Source organism: Belliella alkalica (assembly GCF_022549785.1).
GTDB classification, from domain to species: Bacteria; Bacteroidota; Bacteroidia; order Cytophagales; family Cyclobacteriaceae; genus Belliella; species Belliella alkalica.
The window spans coordinates 533,653-551,076 of record NZ_JAKZGO010000001.1 but is presented as its reverse complement, the minus strand read 5'-3'; the positions used below and the strand labels follow the sequence as shown (position 1 = coordinate 551,076).

The following is a 17,424-nucleotide window of genomic DNA, read 5'->3' as shown; positions in this document are numbered from 1 at the left end:
ACTGAGATGTTTTATGGAATTAGGATTTGACAGGAGTTTGGTGATTTTTGTCAAATACTCGAAGGTATTTATAAGTCTTGATGTGTCAGATGATTTCTGGAATCAATAATTTTCAGACAATGATTTGAGAAATTTCAATTCTTTGATTTGTTCCATGTTCTGCATGCTTACAGGTTTTTCGATGTAACTTGATACCATTTTGAATAAACTGGCTTTTTCTTTGTCGGATTTATTTATTGAGGATGTTATGATAATCACATGGATAGGCACATTTATTTGTGATTTTTCCAAAATCCCCAAAAAATCCCATCCGTCAAAATTAGGCATGTTTATGTCTAATAATATGATCTGTGTAGTATTGGAATTATTTAGTGCATTTAAATATTCTAAGGCATCAATTCCGCCAATAAAGCCTTTTGGATTTGAATGTAGTCCACTTTTAATAACAAGGTGTTTGACAAGCTTTATGATGATTTCCTCGTCATCTACAATTAGAATGTCGTATTTCATTGTATATCGTCAATATTAATTTGTTCTGTTTTATTTGTGATGTTTCTGATGATCATATCTAACTCCTGAGTAGAGTTTGCAATATGTTTGATAATATCTTCTTTGCTAAATCCAGGATCTTCACCTTCTAAGCTAATTAAGTTTACCAATCCCATTAGTCGTGCTAGGGGAGCCCTTACTACATGTGACTGAATCCATGCAATTTCTTTCAATTTTGTATTTTGTGTTTCAATCGCATCAATGTATTGATACTTTAAAGTGACATCATTAGCTAGCACCAACAAGGCTTTTCTACCTTTGAATTCAATTTCATTGTAGCTGATTTCCACATCTATCAATTCCCCATTTTTTTTGATATGTTTGAAAGTGCCTGGATTTTTCATCTCTGGACCCTCATTGGTTCTTGATATTATATCCAGTGCTCTAGCTTTTTCATTTTCGGGTCTGATGTCAAATACTGTCATATCTAAAAAATCTTCTTTTGAGTAACCATAATGTGAAATGGCGGTTCTGTTTACATCTAAAAATTTAAAGCTGGTCTTGTCAAAAACATACATTGGGAGCGGGCTTAAATGGAAAAGTTCCCTATATCTTTTTTCTGAATCTTCTAATTGGTTGAAAACTTTCTTTCTTTCAATAGCATATATTATGCTTTTTTGAAGGATATCGGGTTTGATTTCGTCTTTCAATAGATAATCAGCAGTGCCTAAGCTTATTGATTTTATTGCAAAAACTTTGTCAGAATACCCTGTAAGTACGATTACGGGAATATTTTCTGCAAATTTTAGTACTTCATTTACCAAGTTCTCACCATCTTTGTCTGGCAAGCTTAGATCTAATAAAATGATATCATATTCATTTGAAACTTTGCTGAGAAAATCTTTGAATGTTTTTGCTTGATCAATTATCAATTTTTCAAATACCTCTTCCAGGTACTCTGATATGAGAACAAAATCTCCAATATTGTCTTCAATTATTAGAATTTTTTTCGAACTTTCAGTATCAGTCATAAATAGCTAATTCTTAGTTGGTAGTTTGACAAGAGAAAACCAAAAATCTTCAATCTGAGTAATGACTTTTAAAAATTCCATTCCTTCCACCGGTTTTGTTATGTAACAGTTAGCATGCTCTTTATACGCGTCCAATACATCCTTAGGTGTAGAAGATGTAGTTAGCATAATTACTGGAATCTGCTTCAATTCTTCTGAGGTTTTGATGTGTTTCAAAACCTCGTGTCCATTTTTTTTTGGTAGATTGATATCGAGTAGAATTATATCAGGTTTCATTATTTCAACACCATATTTCTGATCCTTGTTGAGATACATAATTGCTTCATGCCCATCTTTTACCACTTTGAGATCATGGAGGATTTTACCATCTTCTAATGCCTCTCTAATGAGTAGAATGTCGCCTTCATTGTCTTCTACTAAAAGGATTTGAATTTTTTTCATATTTAAGTAATTCATAAAGATGATAAATACTCTTGTACTTTAACATCTATTTATAAGAAATTATGTAAGTATGGAATGATACCAGTAATTTAAGGTGAGTGTTCTTTTGATTCATTTCGATCCAACAGAGGCTGACAAGTTATTAATTGATATTGATCTAAAGCAAACATTAATATTATATTTTAATCTACTGGAAAAGTTGCGCATAACCATATTTAAGTATTGTTTTTCGAAATTTTTCCCGTAAGATCAATTCATATGATTGATAGTAGATGATGTGTCTCAATTGCTGTAATCATTGTGAGTTATTTGAAAATCTATTTTTCACCAATGACGGGTTTAGTTTCGATTATCATTGGGTTTGATTCAAACTTACTTATTGGTTTTATTAGCGATATTATGCTTGCTACACATATAATAAATCATTTTCTATTTTAATTGTTCATAAATCAATTTTCCAATTTTTCTTGAGATAAGATATTTATCCAAAAGTCTTTTAATTTATTCACCATTTGTATAAAATCATCTGTAGTGACTGGTTTAGTTATAAAACAATTCACCTGATTTTTATTTGATTTATCAATGTCGTTTGGGGATGAAGATGTGGTAAGTATAATGATAGGTACCTCTTTATGTTTTTCGCTACTTTTCAGGTGTTTTACGACTTCATGACCACTTAATTTTGGTAGGTTTATGTCTAATATAATTAAATCTGGATAAATTACATTTTGAAAATCACCTATTCTTTCGATATATTGAATTGCCTTCTCTCCATTTTTGACTATGCTTATAGAGTTTTTGATTTTGGCTTCCTCTAGAGCTTCCATAGTCAAGACTACATCCCCATCATTATCTTCTACTAATAGTATATGTATATTTTGCATAGTAAAATTTGAAACAATAAAGAAATCCAAGATTACTAAATAGAATTTTCAATTACTTTAGTTCTAATATACTAAAAATCTTTATTTATCGAATAGATAATTTTGCCTTTATTACAATTTTAATTTCTATAAAAAATTCTAGTCTTTCTTATATTTTACATGTAAAAGTTTTTCGAAATTTTTCTAACTATACAATATGATTTTGAATTTATATTTTTTTTAGAAAACCCAAAAAAAATTTATGATTATCTTAATAGAATTACTTAATGATTTCCACATTAATACTATAAGTTATAATACGATGATATAATTAAATGATGGATTTTAAGAGTTGAATAAGATATGTTAAAGTTCTTTTTTTATTGTGAACTTAAAATTACTACCAAAGTTTATTTCACTTTCTACATAAATAATTCCTCCCGATCTTTCTATTATTTTTTTACAAATAGCCAAACCAATCCCTGTCCCCGAATACTCTTCTTTTTGATGTAAGCGTTTGAATATCTCAAATATTTTTTCGTGATATTCTTTTTCGATGCCTATTCCATTATCTTTTATTGAAATTATCCAATAGTTTGAACAATCTTCATAAGTTACATGAACTTTGGGCAGATTGCCTGCTTTTTGATATTTGATGGCATTGGAAATTATATTTTGAAAAATCTGATAGAGTGGTCCTTTTCCGAACTTTACTGCGGGTAGCTTATCCCATGTTATCGCTGCTTTTGTTTTTTCTATGACATCTTGATTCATATGTTTGATATCATTCATCAGTTCATTAAGGTCTACTATTTCAATAGAATGGTTGATTTTGCCAATTCTTGAAAACTCCAAAAGATCTAGAATAATCTGCCTCATCCTTATGGCGCCATCAGTAGCATAATGTAGGTATTGTAAGCCTTTAGCATCAAGTGCATTTGCATATTTGTTTTCAAGTTTATTAAGAAAACTCGTCACCATCCTTAGCGGTTCTTGCATATCATGCGAAGCAATGAAAGCAAATTGTTCAAGTTCAGCGTTAGATTCTGCTAATTCATTCGCTTTTTTGGCTAGTGAATCGTTCAATTCAATCATTTTGATTTCGGAATTTTTTCTATCAGTTACATTTTTAAAATGCACAGAAACACCTTCTTCGGATGGGAATGCAGTAATCTCATACCAAGATTTTAAAGGTGGAAAATATTCTTCAAACCTTACAGGTATGTTTTTAGCTTTTGCTTTAGAATAGTTGGGGTAAAATTTGAGGTTAACTGCTTCAGGGAAGATTTCCCATAAGTTTTTTCCCAAAACATCTTCTCGCTTTTTTCCCAATAATTTTTCAGCTTCATTGTTCCAATATGTGATTATTGAATCGTTATCAATAGCATAAAAGCCATCTTGTATACTTTCCAAAGTATCAGACACTTTCTTGTTTGAGATTTTGATGGCTTCCTCTTGCTGTTTTTTTTCTGTGATATCCTTACCTATAGCAAAGATTAATTTTTCTTCGATTATTGGTGTTGAAGTCCATGCTAACCAGACATAGTGCCCTGATTTTGTTACATACCTATTTTCAAAATATGGGATAGGTTCGCCATCATCCAACAATTTTAATATATCCTCTGTTTTAGCTTTATCATCTGGATGTGTGAATTTGAAGAGGTTTTCATTGAGTAACTCTTCTTGAGTATAGCCCAATGTTTTACAAAATGATTTGTTGATTTTCTTAAAATATCCATCAAAACCTGCAATGCAAAGAAGGTCTGGGGACAACTCAAAAAATAAGTTTAACTCATTTTCAGCTCTCTTTCTTTTGATCATAGAACCTATTTGTGCCAAAAAATCGAAATCTAGTATAGGTGTTGTTTCGAAATCAACATGTCTTGCTATACTGCAAAGGACTATCCCAGCGATAAATTGACCATTGTAATTAATAGGGTAGGCGATTGTACTTCTAACATCATGCTTAATTATAAAGTCATTTCTTACAATTTTGGAATGGGTTTTTAGATCTTTTATCAAAATTGGTTCTTTACTTTTACACAATTCTGACATCAAGCCGCTTTCACCTCCATTAATTCTGATTTCTTTTTTTGGTTGAATATGCTCTGGACCTTCGAAGGCGGTGAGAATTATATTGTCAGAGTCAATACTTTGAAGCCAAGCTTCTGCATAATCAAGATTGCTGTATTGTAAAAATAATTTTAATGCCTTTTGAATTATAATTTCGAGCTTAAGGTCTTCTGAAAATATGGAATTGATTGCTATTCTCAATTCATTGTTGAGCTCTGTTTTCTTCTTTTCAGACCCATCTTTGGCACAGCAATAGAAAATTTTGTCTCTAATATCCCATTTTATAGACCAAATGGTTGGTGCCATTGAACCATTTTTTTTGATGATTCTAATTTCAAGATTAGTTCTACTTTTTCCGTTTCTTATTTTTCTGATTGCATCATTTATTTTAGAAATATCTTCTTCTAATACATAATCTAGCAGTGGCTTACCTACCATTTCAGATGGTAAATATCCCCAGAGTTTTAGTGTAGCAGAACTCACTTCTTGAAAAAGTCTATTTTCATCCAACGTACAAATCACATCCAAAGACCGATCCATGATGTTTTCAAGCTTAGACCTGCTTTTGTCTCTCTCTAGTTCTGATTTTTTTTTATCAGTTATATCAGTCATAATACCTCTTAGGAGGATTGGCTTGCCATTTTCCAAAATGACGCTGACAACATCATTTAGCCATACTGTATTACCATTTTTTGCTAAAAACCTGTATTCAAAGAAATGGTTTTTGCCTTGTTGTACTTGATTTTCACAATAGTTGATAGTAAACTCTTGATCGAATGGATGAATTCTAGATTCCCAAAAACCGCTAGTTTCCCATTCCTTAGGGTGAAAGCCAAGAATTTCATATGATTGAGGGCTTACAAATGTGAACTTTAAAGGATTGATTTCAGCTTCCCAAAATATGCCATCAATTGAGGATATCAAGTCATTAAGTTTTTTGTTTGACAAACTCAGTGCTTTTTCGGCTTGTACTGCGATGGAAACATTTTCTGTTGTATGTAATATATGGCTTACTTCTTTTTTTTCATTTAAAATTGGTATGAACACCGGGTCCCAATATCTAACTTCAAACTGATCTGTTCCTCTGATGGGAATATCATATTTTTGAATAGGTGCATTGTAAGTTTCTTTGGTAACCATTACAGTCTTGATAGCATCAAGGAGTTTTACTGTAGCGCCAGAGTTTTCGTTAGGATTTTGAGGAAATGCTTCAAATAGGCCTTTACCAATCAAGTCCTCTTGAGTACTATTGGAAATTTTGTAGTATGATTCATTCGCATCTACCAAAGTAAAAAATGGGTCATTTGCCCTTATGAGGAGTGAAGGAAGAGGTGATGCATCAAATATTTTTTTTAGTATTATGTGATCATTCATCTTAATGTTGGTTTATTTTCTTTTAGGTATTGAAAAATAAAAAGTACTTCCTTCGCCATATTCAGATACTACCCAAATCTTACCATTATATTTTTCTATGATTTTTTTGCATATAGTCAATCCCATACCTGACCCTTCATAGAGATCATTGGAGTGGAGCTTTTGGAAAAGGATAAATATTTTTTCTAAGTGATCCGATTCTATTCCAATTCCGTTGTCCGAAATAGAAAATATCCAATTTGTAGGATCTTCAATGTATTCAATTTTTACTTCAGGGTTTACTTCAGGTTTACTATATTTCAGTGCATTGCTTATCAGGTTTTGAAAAATTTGATTGATGGGAGTTTTTTCCATTCTGATTATTGGCATTTCAGACCAACTGACGTTTCCTTTTTTTTCTTTAATTACTCTTTTAAAAAGGACTAAAATATTTCTTAAAACTTGATCTATCGCTACATCCTCAATTTTTTCATCATAATTCCCTACTTTCGAATAATCCAATAGGTTAAGTATGATTTGTCGCATTCGTTTTGCGCCATCGATGGCGTAGAAAATATATAAATTTGCCTTCTCGTCTAATGCATCATTATACTTTTTATGAAGCTGATTCAGAAAGCCAGTAATCATTCTCAATGGTTCTTGTAAATCATGAGAAGCACAATAGGCAAATTGCTCAAGTTCTGTATTGGAAACTTCAAGTTTTTTAGCTCGATCGGCAAGCTGTAAACTTAACTGTATCAAATCATGTTCTGACTTCTTAGCTGTTGTAATGTCTTTTGTGGCGCCAATCATCCGTATAGGTTCACCTGTTTTATCACGGATTAAAATCGCCTTATCCAACACATATGCATACTCTCCATTTTTCTTTTTGAACCTGAAAGCAGATTCCCAAAATTCGTTTGTACTATTTTTTATTGCTATATAATCTTCTTGTACCTTATCCCTGTCTTCCGGATGTATGTGTTCTTTCCAAAAATTGAAATTTGAAGAACTCTTGTCGATTGGATATCCAAACAAATTTGTGAAATTTTCTGATCTATATACCTGCCCTGTTTTGATATCTAAATCCCAAATAGCATCTGTAGTGGCTTTAGACACAAGTTCAAATCTTGTATTACTTTCTTTTAATTCGCGTGTTCTGGAATCTAAAGTGTATTGCAGTATGGATGGTAACTTGGTTAGATAGTATGCCACATATCCCAAAAATGCAGATAGTAAAATTCTTAAGATGAAAAATGGAAGGACTTCTTTTAATGCTTTTGATTCCTTTAGTTGTACACACAATCGCCAATCACCTTCTTTTAAAATCACCTCGTTTTTGAAACCTGTGTAGGACTTGTCTGGTTGAGGTAAGAAGAATACTTCTCTATCGCTTTTTGGGTCTATTTTGGATATTTGGACATAAAATGGACTTTCTACATCAAGATTGATGTCGGCGATTTCTAAAATAGCATCAAACTTAATTATGACAGCGGAGAATCCCCAAAACTCACCATTTTTGAAAATTGGGTTTCTGCCAACTATACCAATACCTCCTTGTTTAAGTGCCAAAGAGCCAGCAAAGTACAATTGTTTTTTTTGAATTGCCAACAAAGCTTCATCTCTAGTTTCTGGATTGTCAAGTATATTGTAGCCAATTACTGCTTGGTTTCCCTCAAGAGGATATACATACTTAATTGTTCCTCCTTCGACAAGTTGAATTGCATCTATAAATCTGTTTTCTTTTATCAATTCTGATGCTATTGTTTCAAAATCCCCGTCAATTCCATAGGTGTTTTCAATGTATTCTAGAACTCTTGTTGTGGATAAACTATTGCTTAGCGCATCAGAGATCTTTTTTTCTATTAAGTTAAGCTGTGCATTTACAAATTGACTTTCTTTATCGAGTTTTAGATCATAATCTTTGACTGTAAAATATTGCAATCCTGTGATCAGTAAGAAAACCATTATGCCGGAAACAATCGGATATTTTAAGAATAGATTATCTTTACTTATACTCATTTGTTTTCGGTTATTTTTATTCTCTGGATTTATCCTTATATGATTATATGCTACTTTGCCAGTAGATTTTAATTCTAGTATTAATGTTTGTATTAGATCAATATCTAACAATACCTAATACCAAATTAATAACTTATCCGCCTCTACTGGATCGTAATGAATCAAAGAGAGGTCTCTTTAAATATTACTGATTCATTCCGTATACATTTATCCTTATTTTATAATTGATATTTGATTCTGTGATATAGATATGATTATTGTACATAATTGCTTTTTGGGATAGTGAAATAGAAAGTGCTTCCTTTATCTATATCTGATTGTACCCAGATTTTTCCTCCTAGGTAATCTACTATTTTTTTGCATATAGCGAGACCAATACCAGAACCCGAATACTCGTTTTCATCATGAAGTCTTTGGAAAATGACAAATATTTTATCATGATATTCGGGCGCTATTCCAAGACCATTATCTCTTACTGAAAATAGCCACTCGTGCTTATGATCTTCACAATCTATATGGATAATAGGTTGAATATTAGGTTTTTGGTATTTTATTGCATTCGATAATAGATTTTGGATCAATTGCTGAAATGCAGATTCTTTAGAAACAATCTGAGGGAGCCTGTTTTTTATAATCTTGGCCTCACTATTTACAATTTGAGTTTTCAAGAGTTTTTCTACTTCTGATACGGCTTCATTAGAATTGAAAAGGTGATTTTCTATCTTACCGACTTTTCCTACTCTGGAAAATTCCAAAAGATCCAGTATAATGAAGCGCATTCGTTTTGCCCCATCTTTAGCAAAATGGATATAGGACTTACCTTTTTCATCTAGTTTGTCATGGTACTTTCTTTCAATTAGTGACAGAAAACTCGTGATCATTCGCAGTGGTTCTTGTAAGTCATGTGAAGCCACATATGCGAACTGTTCCAATTCGGAATTGGAAAGTGCTAGATTCTTATTACTATCATTTAATTCAGAATTTACTTTTCTCAAAGAATCCTTAAAAGCAGCTTTCTCGATTGCTACTCCAAAATTTGAGGTTATTGTTTGTAAAAATGAAATTTCTTCTTCTGACCAAATTCTCTCAGTAGTACAATCATCAAACCCTATAGATCCATAAAATGTGTCTTTGAAATATATTGGGATTTTGAGAATCGATTTAATTCCCTGCTCGGACAGGATTTTATATGTGTGACCTGATGTTTGGGAGGTGATGGCAGAATATGGAGTTTTTTTCAAGGCTTTTTGTAAAAAATCTTGATACAATTCTAGTGGTATTTCTTGATAATTTTGGTTGTCAATTTGAGAAGAAATCCCCTCTCTGCACCATTCATAAATCTGTCTTGCAATCAAGTAACCTGTTGTTTGATCTTTTTTGTTTTTTAAAAAATACACCCGATCTACATTTACGGTTTTTCCAATTTCACCCAAACAGTTTTTTAATACATTTTCCCAATCTTCGTCTATGAGTAGTGATTCTACAATCCTTGATATGTTTTCTAGATAGTTTGTTTTCCTTAAGATCGAAAGCTCTGAATTTTTTCTCGATGTAATGTTTTGCATAGCACCGACTATTCGAGTTGGTTTGTTCTTTTGATCTCTAATTATTAATCCACGATCGGATACAATGACATATTGACCATCAGCTTTCATAAACCTGTACTCTTCTTGCCAATTGTCTTGAGAACCTAATGTGGCTTGTTCTAAGCTAGATGATACTCGCAATCTGTCAACAGGATGGATTAGTTTGATCCATTTTTCTCGGCTACTATTCAATTCAGAAAGCTTATATCCAAAGATATTATGATATCCCTCTCCCCAACTAATATTATTGTTTTTTAAATCCAAATCCCAAACTGCATCAAAAGTAGCCTTTGTGACATAATGATACTTTTTGATCAAATCTCTCAAAGATTGTTTTAGATTTTCATCTTGAGTAATATCTTGTACCGTGCCTGTAAACTTTACAGGTTTTTCTTCATTATCTTTTTCGATATTGGAAATAATGTGAACCCATTTATAAATACCACCTTTTAATTTCAACCTCCTCACAGTATCCAATGGTAATTTAAGTTTCATCAAATCGTCGGGATTGCTTTCCAGGCTTTCAATGAATTCTGGGAATAAGGAGCCCAAAAAATTAATTGAATTTGAGCCAATCTCTTTGTTTTTATCCTCCCAGATTCTATAAATTTCATTGGAACAAACCAAATCTCTAGTTAGTAAATCAATTTCCCAATTTCCAATCTTTGCAATACTCTGCGCTTCTAGGAGTTTTTTTTCATTTTCATGTATTTTCCTGCTGGTATTTACATGGTTTGTAACATCAATTGTGGTAATGATGATGCTACTCAAGCATTTTTCAAATCCTGGGACAACACACCATTTAAATTGAATGTCTTTTATTTCATCTGTTAGTGTTCTTGTTTTTGTGGTCAATTCAAATGACAACTTTTCTTGGCAAATGCAGATGATTTGTTCTAAAACTGTATCAATAGACTCCTCTGTAAAAATACTTGGAAAGTTATCGATCAATTCCTTTTTGGAACTAGCATTATGTAACTTCAGACAAGCATTGTTGATATTTATAATCTTGACTTTCGATGTACAATTTGTTAATTCAGATTTGTTGTTTTTGAAAAATTCTCTAATCATATCCTCCTCTTTTCCAAATAGGCCAATTTGGATCAGATATGACTTTAGCTCAGAAAAATCCTCTTCCCAAGCTGGAACTGGCAAAATCTCAAAAATGGACTCAAACCGAGTATCATTTTTACTCATATACGAAAATCTTAAAGGTAATTTTGGTAAGAACTGTCTTAGGTGAGAGATTGATATCAGTTTATTTCAATAGTCTGGTGAACTATTACATAACTTGATTTATCAATATCATAATTAATATTTGATAAGTGAAATTTTTTTGGGTAAATTATTCTGGTATTTGAAGAAAAAATCATGATTTAGACTGATTTTTACATATTTTGAGAATCTTAGTCAACCTTTACAAATCAAAATTCAGTAATATCTTAAAATTGACTTTATATCTGAAATCATCACACCATCAATAGCTATTAATCCTCAAAAAGAGTCTAGAAGAAGATCTTTACGAACTCTCTTTTCCTACGGGAATATGTCAAACGATGACAAACATGTTTTTGATGATTTAGATTCAGACATAGAAATTATCAAATATTACATGTATTCTAATGTCCTATTGTGCTTACTCATTGTAATTGTAGATGGTTGAATGAAAGATATTTGTAAAGTTATAAATTGATCATTTTTCCTGATTTTACAGATTCATCACAAGCAAAAGCGATTTTTAGGCTGTTGATTGCATCTTCTAGATGATCAGTCAAATCAATATTGTTTTGAATGCTTTTGAGGAAAAAAACTTGCTCCCTGTTACAAAGTTCCTGGTGACTTGGTTCATCCTTCATCTCTACCCATTCATCTTCAAAAATAAATTTGTTTTCTTTGTCAAGATCAGCTTTATGTATTTTGATTTTTTCTGTTTGTGTGTGTGAATCAATATTGTCGGATTTTCCTTTTCCAGAAGCACTATCAGCTACAATTGATACTGACCCTTTTGGTCCAAAAACATCTTTTATAAAAAAGGCATTGTCTGATACCATAGGCCCCCAGCCAGCTTCATACCATCCTACAGAACCATCTTCAAAACGGATTTGGAGCTGACCATAGTTATAATTGTCAGTAGGGATCTCATCAGATAGTCTAGCACCAATCGCAGATACAGCAGTAGGTTTGCTTCTTGTCATCTGACACATCACATCTATATAGTGAACTCCACAATCTACTATTGGGCTGAGGCTTTGCATCAAATTCTTGTGCACATCCCACATGTATCCTTGAGATTGTTGATTGAGATTCATACGCATTACGAGTGGCTTGCCGAGGTTTTGGGCTTCAAGGATAAATCGCTCCCAGGATGGATGATGTCTTAATATATAGCCTACCACCACTTTTTTGTTGGCTTTTTTTGCTGCTTCTACGATTCTCTCTGATCCGATAACAGTATCTGCCAAAGGTTTTTCTATGAAAACGTGACAGCCATTTTCAAGGGCTTTGATAGCCATAGATTCATGGGTGTCAGGATAGGTAGATATACATACAGCGTCAGGATCGGTTTTCTCTAAGGCTTGCTCAAAATTGTCAAACAATTGGTAACTATTACCCAAATCTTTGTTTAAGATTTCTTTGCTATTGCCTCGAGCGACAAGACCACAGATCTCAAACTCTTCCATTTGGTGATAGGCTTTTGCGTGAGAAGCACCCATATTTCCACATCCAACGATCAGTATTTTTATCTTGTCCATATTTTTTAGTTTATACTTTGCTTTTTTTGATTTAAAAAATCAATATATTTATTTGTATTTAAATTCTCAACCAAAATGACCCATTTTAGAAGTGTAGCAATTACGACTTTCCACTGTTTTTTGATTATCCTTTTTTTTTCCTGTGGAAATAAGGATAATGATGCTTTCTCTTATTCTGGTAATGACACAAGTGATTTTGAAGAGCTTTTAGACATTCCAATTACAGAACAAGTTGCTCCACAGACTGATGGAGAAGCATATTCAAGTGATATAGAGTTGAGGAAATTTATCAAGACAGGAGGGATTGAATTTGAATCTGAAGATATAGATAATGATTTTGATAAAATCAGGAAAATCCTCCCCAAATATAATGCTTACATCGAGTCGGAGAACTTAGTAAATAACCATCGTCAAAAAACTGTAACGATTATTGTTAGAGTGCCTTTGGATGCTTACGATACGATATACAATCAATTGACGAAGATTGGGCTGAAGGTCGATAACGTATATTCAAATATAGAAGATGTAACATCTAGGTATAGTGACCTTGATGCTAAGATTGAAAACAAGAAGCTTCTAGAGGTAAGGTATAGAGAATTGTTACTCAAAGCTGTAAATATCAAAGATATGCTAGAAATAGAGAGAAGTATGAACGATCTTCGCTCTGAAATAGACATGTTTGAGTCACGTTTCAAGTTGCTTAAACAACAAATTAGGTTCAGTACCATCAACATTAGATTTTATGAGAACCTGCCAGCCAAAAACTTTGATCAAAATGGTGGGAAATTCTTACCGTCAATTAGAACTGCCATAATGGACGGGCTTGTTCTCCTTCAAAATTTCATTGTCTTCCTATTTAAGTTATGGCCATTTGTTTTATTAGCTTTAGTTGGTTTTTTCTTTTGGAAAAGAATAAGAAAAGTCAAAAATTAGAAATTATATCTGCAGCTTCTAGACAAGATTAATTTATATGATTTTCCGCAATAAAATCTGAAGTTATAAGACTGGCTCATGGGTTTACCGTTATTTACACCACGCCTGTGCCCCTCCTAAGCGTAGCACACAAGGGTTACTAGTAGAAAAGTTATCAGTGTATCAATTGATTCAAAATATGTCATTTTGTTTGGCTGATGTAAGAAAGTGGATTTATATTTATTTATATGACTATCCGCTTTCATTCATGTAGCCAAACAATACATTTTCGGATGATCGATTTGTGGTTCTTTTGACTGTAAACTGTTGATAATGAATAGTATCTGCAACTTACCAAGTTACTTTTTATCCAATGTGCAACATTGCGGATACTTATATTAATTTATCATTAAATCATGCGGATGATTTTAAGTACAAAGGTTATCTTTTGGTTATGGTAACATGATCTTCTTGACTTTTACCGTAAAAATGCTAATTAATGCACTCTAGATTTTAGAAAATTGCAAGGTCTAATTTGCAGTAGGCACTCTTTATTTTATCCATGTTCATATTTTTTTCAGATATTCGCAATCTATAATGGCCAAAATGTCGTTATCCTTTGAAAGCAAATCACTTTATGCGTTTTTTCTTGATTCTATTCATTACTTATCCTTTGTTCTTTTTGGCAAATCCTCAGGCTGTATTGGCTCAGGAAGATTCATTCTTAGAAGGACAAGTCTTTGAAGTTGCCACTAACAATCCCTTGCCCGGAGCCAATGTTTATTGGGAAAACCAACCACAAAAAGGTGTTGTCACTGATTTGGATGGAAACTTCAGAATTCCAAGAATAGAATTGCCTTCTAAGCTGATCGTTTCCTACATAGGTTTTGAAGAATCCATAAGGGTCATAAATCAAAAAGATCATAATAAACCATTGCGATTTTTCCTTCAAGAATCCCAAATGGCATTGGAAGAGGTGATCATCAGAGATAGGAGACCTGATGAAAATGTAAAGAGTTTGGATATGGGCAAATCAGTCGTTGCGATAGAAACGATCAAAAACATCCCAGCCCTTTTTGGAGAAGTGGATTTGTTGAGGAGTTTGCAATTATTGCCTGGAGTACAGACTGCTGGTGAAGGCACTACTGGATTGTTTGTGAGAGGGGGTTCTGCAGATCAGAATTTGATCCAAATAGATGGGGCGCCGGTTTACAATCCTTCCCATTTCTTTGGTTTTTTCTCAGTTTTCAACCCAGATGCATTAAGTGGTGTTGAATTTTATAAAGGAAACATTCCTTCAAATTTTGGTGGAAGGATCTCCAGTGTGATAGATATCTCCCTAAAAGAAGGAAATTATGAAAAGGTGAGAGGTGAAGGAGGGATCGGTACCATAAGTTCTAGACTGACAGTCGATGGACCTTTGTTTTCAGAAAATTCCAGTTTTGTTGTATCTGGTAGAAGAACTTATGCAGATATGTTTCTACGCCTTTCTTCTAATCCAGAAATCAATAGCAATGATCTATACTTCTATGATTTGAGTGGAAAGTTTACTTTCAAACTCGGAGAGAAAGACAAATTGTCGGTATCATCATATTATGGATCTGACTTTCTTGGGCTTTCATCTCAGTTTGGACTTGGATGGAACAACTGGGTTACGTCTATCACTTGGAATCGCAATATTTCCGAAAGGTTATTTTTTGACCTGAATGCATATCATAGTGCTTATCAATACAATGTTAATTTTGATGATCCAGACAATGGCTTCAAATGGGGGAATCGGCTCTCTGAATCAGGGGTGAAAGCGGAGTGGAATTTTAATGTAACTGAAAACACACTGATCAATTGGGGTGTGCATTCCCAATTGTATAACTTTGCACCTATAAGCTTGGATCCAGCTCCAGGAAGTGCTATAGAACCTATTGCTACCAATCCAAGAAATGGAATGCAAAACAATGTTTTCATTGGAGCTGCTACAGATGTTACAGATAGACTTCGTGTAGATGCAGGACTTAGGTGGGCTATTTTTCAACTTCATGGAAGGGGAGTAGATTACATTTATGCAGAAGGTGAACCTTCACCTGATGCAGAAATCACAGATTCTTTGGTATTCAGACCATTCCAAAGGATCAAAGGATTCAATGGTTTGGAACCAAGACTTTCATTCAGGTACTTGATACAAGATGACCTGTCTATCAAAGCTTCCTACAACAGAAACTTCCAATATCTCCAGGTAGCTTCAAGCAGTTCGGCTGGTCTTCCGATAGATAGATGGATATTGGCTGGTACTTATGTTCCACCGATCAGGGGAGACCAAGTTTCGGTAGGGGTATTCAAAAATCTGGAGGGGAACAAATGGGAAGTTTCTGGCGAGGTTTATTATAAAGACATAAAAAATATCATTGACTTGAGACAAGGAGCGAATATCCTATTTACGGACAATGTAGAATCTGAAATCCTAACTGGAAATGGATATGCTTATGGAACCGAATTTTTGCTTAGGAAAAATACAGGTAGAACTACAGGTTGGTTAAGTTATACCTATTCGAGAACATGGAGGCAGATTGATGGGATTAGTTTCGATCAATGGTACAATCCACGATTTGATAGACCGCATGATTTGACATTGGTACTGAATCATGAATTCAACAAAAGATGGTCTGCAGGGTTGACTTTTGTATATACTACAGGACAGGCTGTAACTTTCCCTGTGGGATCCTATGAAGTCGATAATCAAAGGCTTCCATTGTACAGTGGTGTAAGAAATGATGACCGATTTCCTGATTATCACAGAATGGATGCCTCCGTCACCTGGAAAAATGTAGATAAGGGAAGAAAATGGAAAGGAAGCTGGAATTTCAGTGTTTACAATTTGTATGGAAGGAAAAATCCATTTGCTTACCAATTTACAGAGATCTATAATGATCAGATTAATTTCACACCGACCCAGACAGATGTAATTGAGTCGAGAAGGCCTGGAGTAGTAATGACTTATCTGTTTACTTTCCTACCTTCAGTTACTTATAACTTTAATTTCTGATATGAAATATATTTACTTCTTATTGATTACTTTGACTTTCTTTTCTTGTCAAGAAGAGGTGGTTTTAGACTTACGTCAGACAAGTCAGATCCCCGTGATAGAAGGTATATGGACAAATAGCAACGGATTGAATCAGGTTCATGTTAGTTATTCAAAAAATTACTATTCTGAAGAGCAGAATCAAGTAATCAATGATGCTGAAGTATTCATTATTAATCAACGAAATGGGCAAAGGGTATCATTCGTCTTCAATGAACAAATACAAAGCTATCTTCCTTTCAATAATAGGTTGGGTACTGTAGGTGAGAGTTATGAATTGCATGTAATTATCGATGATAAAGAATATATTTCCATAGGTAAAATGCTCCCGCCCCCAACTTTAGATTCTTTGACTTTCAAATACAATGAAGATCGTGTTTTTAGAGAGGCTGGATATTATGTTACCTTGTATGGCAAAATCCCCTTTGTAGAAGAAAATAATTATAGATTGAAAATCATTAGAAATGATACATTGCTAAACAGAAGATCCGATTATTTGCTTTTTGATGATACTTTTGGCACCAGTATTTTAGAGAGAGGTTTTGAGCTTGGTGGATTTCCATTCCAAGAAGGTGATAGGGTTAGACTTGAATTATATCGTCTCAATGACGATGCTTACAACTATTTATCACAATTGGTAAGTTTGTTATTTAATGACGGTGGTCTATTTAGTCCACCACCCCAAAACCCTATTTCCAATATTAAACCTGTAGATGGAGTTGGAGAAGTTTTGGGTTATTTTATGGTTAGTCCTTTTATCAGTGCTACTATAAATATTACAGAAGATGATTCTGATTGATAAAAAAGAATCAGGGTGTCGTTCAT

At 33.3% G+C, this 17,424-nt stretch carries 11 protein-coding genes; 3 read left to right on the top strand and 8 right to left on the bottom strand.

Annotation, left to right across the window (positions count from 1 at the left end; translation table 11 throughout):
• Positions 1–102: 102 nt before the first annotated feature.
• The 8 genes from MM213_RS02115 to MM213_RS02080 form a co-directional block, all read right to left on the bottom strand.
• Positions 103–510, bottom strand: a complete 408-nt coding sequence (locus MM213_RS02115) for a response regulator (protein WP_241409689.1) — start codon at positions 508–510, stop codon at positions 103–105.
• A complete protein-coding gene (locus tag MM213_RS02110) occupies positions 507–1,520 on the bottom strand; it encodes a PAS domain S-box protein (protein ID WP_241409687.1) in 1,014 nt (337 codons plus the stop codon). Before MM213_RS02110 ends, MM213_RS02115 begins: the two co-directional genes overlap by 4 nt.
• Before the next feature lie 6 nt (positions 1,521–1,526).
• Entirely contained in the window at positions 1,527–1,961 is a 435-nt protein-coding gene (locus MM213_RS02105) for a response regulator (protein WP_241409685.1), read from the bottom strand.
• A 449-nt stretch (positions 1,962–2,410) separates the two neighbouring features.
• Positions 2,411–2,845, bottom strand: a complete 435-nt coding sequence (locus tag MM213_RS02100) for a response regulator (RefSeq protein WP_241409683.1) — start codon at positions 2,843–2,845, stop codon at positions 2,411–2,413.
• Between the two features lie 345 nt (positions 2,846–3,190).
• Entirely contained in the window at positions 3,191–6,271 is a 3,081-nt protein-coding gene (locus MM213_RS02095) for a PAS domain S-box protein (RefSeq protein ID WP_241409681.1), read from the bottom strand.
• A 12-nt stretch (positions 6,272–6,283) separates the two neighbouring features.
• A complete protein-coding gene (locus MM213_RS02090) occupies positions 6,284–8,272 on the bottom strand; it encodes an ATP-binding protein (protein ID WP_241409679.1) in 1,989 nt (662 codons plus the stop codon).
• A gap of 254 nt (positions 8,273–8,526) precedes the next feature.
• Complete coding sequence (locus MM213_RS02085) at positions 8,527–11,055, bottom strand: PAS domain-containing protein (RefSeq protein ID WP_241409677.1); 2,529 nt, start codon at positions 11,053–11,055, stop codon at positions 8,527–8,529.
• Positions 11,056–11,540: 485 nt separating this feature from the next.
• Positions 11,541–12,611, bottom strand: a complete 1,071-nt coding sequence (locus MM213_RS02080; protein WP_241409675.1) for a Gfo/Idh/MocA family oxidoreductase — start codon at positions 12,609–12,611, stop codon at positions 11,541–11,543.
• Positions 12,612–12,686: 75 nt separating this feature from the next.
• On the opposite strand from MM213_RS02080, the gene MM213_RS02075 reads away from it, so the two are divergent.
• From MM213_RS02075 to MM213_RS02065, 3 genes are all read left to right on the top strand, one after another.
• Positions 12,687–13,544, top strand: a complete 858-nt coding sequence (locus MM213_RS02075) for a DUF4349 domain-containing protein (protein ID WP_241409673.1) — start codon at positions 12,687–12,689, stop codon at positions 13,542–13,544.
• A gap of 616 nt (positions 13,545–14,160) precedes the next feature.
• Positions 14,161–16,560, top strand: coding sequence for a TonB-dependent receptor (locus MM213_RS02070; protein ID WP_439647561.1), 2,400 nt, complete (start codon positions 14,161–14,163; stop codon positions 16,558–16,560).
• A gap of 1 nt (position 16,561) precedes the next feature.
• A complete protein-coding gene (locus MM213_RS02065; RefSeq protein ID WP_241409670.1) occupies positions 16,562–17,398 on the top strand; it encodes a DUF4249 family protein in 837 nt (278 codons plus the stop codon).
• Positions 17,399–17,424: the final 26 nt, after the last annotated feature.

What these genes read in the sequence shown, in the direction of transcription:
- MM213_RS02115 (WP_241409689.1), bottom strand. Translation starts at nt 510, where the DNA reads ATGAAATACGACATTCTAATTGTAGATGACGAGGAAATCATCATAAAG.
- MM213_RS02110 (WP_241409687.1), bottom strand. Translation starts at nt 1,520, where the DNA reads ATGACTGATACTGAAAGTTCGAAAAAAATTCTAATAATTGAAGACAAT.
- MM213_RS02105 (WP_241409685.1), bottom strand. Translation starts at nt 1,961, where the DNA reads ATGAAAAAAATTCAAATCCTTTTAGTAGAAGACAATGAAGGCGACATT.
- MM213_RS02100 (WP_241409683.1), bottom strand. Translation starts at nt 2,845, where the DNA reads ATGCAAAATATACATATACTATTAGTAGAAGATAATGATGGGGATGTA.
- MM213_RS02095 (WP_241409681.1), bottom strand. Translation starts at nt 6,271, where the DNA reads ATGAATGATCACATAATACTAAAAAAAATATTTGATGCATCACCTCTT.
- MM213_RS02090 (WP_241409679.1), bottom strand. Translation starts at nt 8,272, where the DNA reads ATGAGTATAAGTAAAGATAATCTATTCTTAAAATATCCGATTGTTTCC.
- MM213_RS02085 (WP_241409677.1), bottom strand. Translation starts at nt 11,055, where the DNA reads ATGAGTAAAAATGATACTCGGTTTGAGTCCATTTTTGAGATTTTGCCA.
- MM213_RS02080 (WP_241409675.1), bottom strand. Translation starts at nt 12,611, where the DNA reads ATGGACAAGATAAAAATACTGATCGTTGGATGTGGAAATATGGGTGCT.
- MM213_RS02075 (WP_241409673.1), top strand. Translation starts at nt 12,687, where the DNA reads ATGACCCATTTTAGAAGTGTAGCAATTACGACTTTCCACTGTTTTTTG.
- MM213_RS02070 (WP_439647561.1), top strand. Translation starts at nt 14,161, where the DNA reads ATGCGTTTTTTCTTGATTCTATTCATTACTTATCCTTTGTTCTTTTTG.
- MM213_RS02065 (WP_241409670.1), top strand. Translation starts at nt 16,562, where the DNA reads ATGAAATATATTTACTTCTTATTGATTACTTTGACTTTCTTTTCTTGT.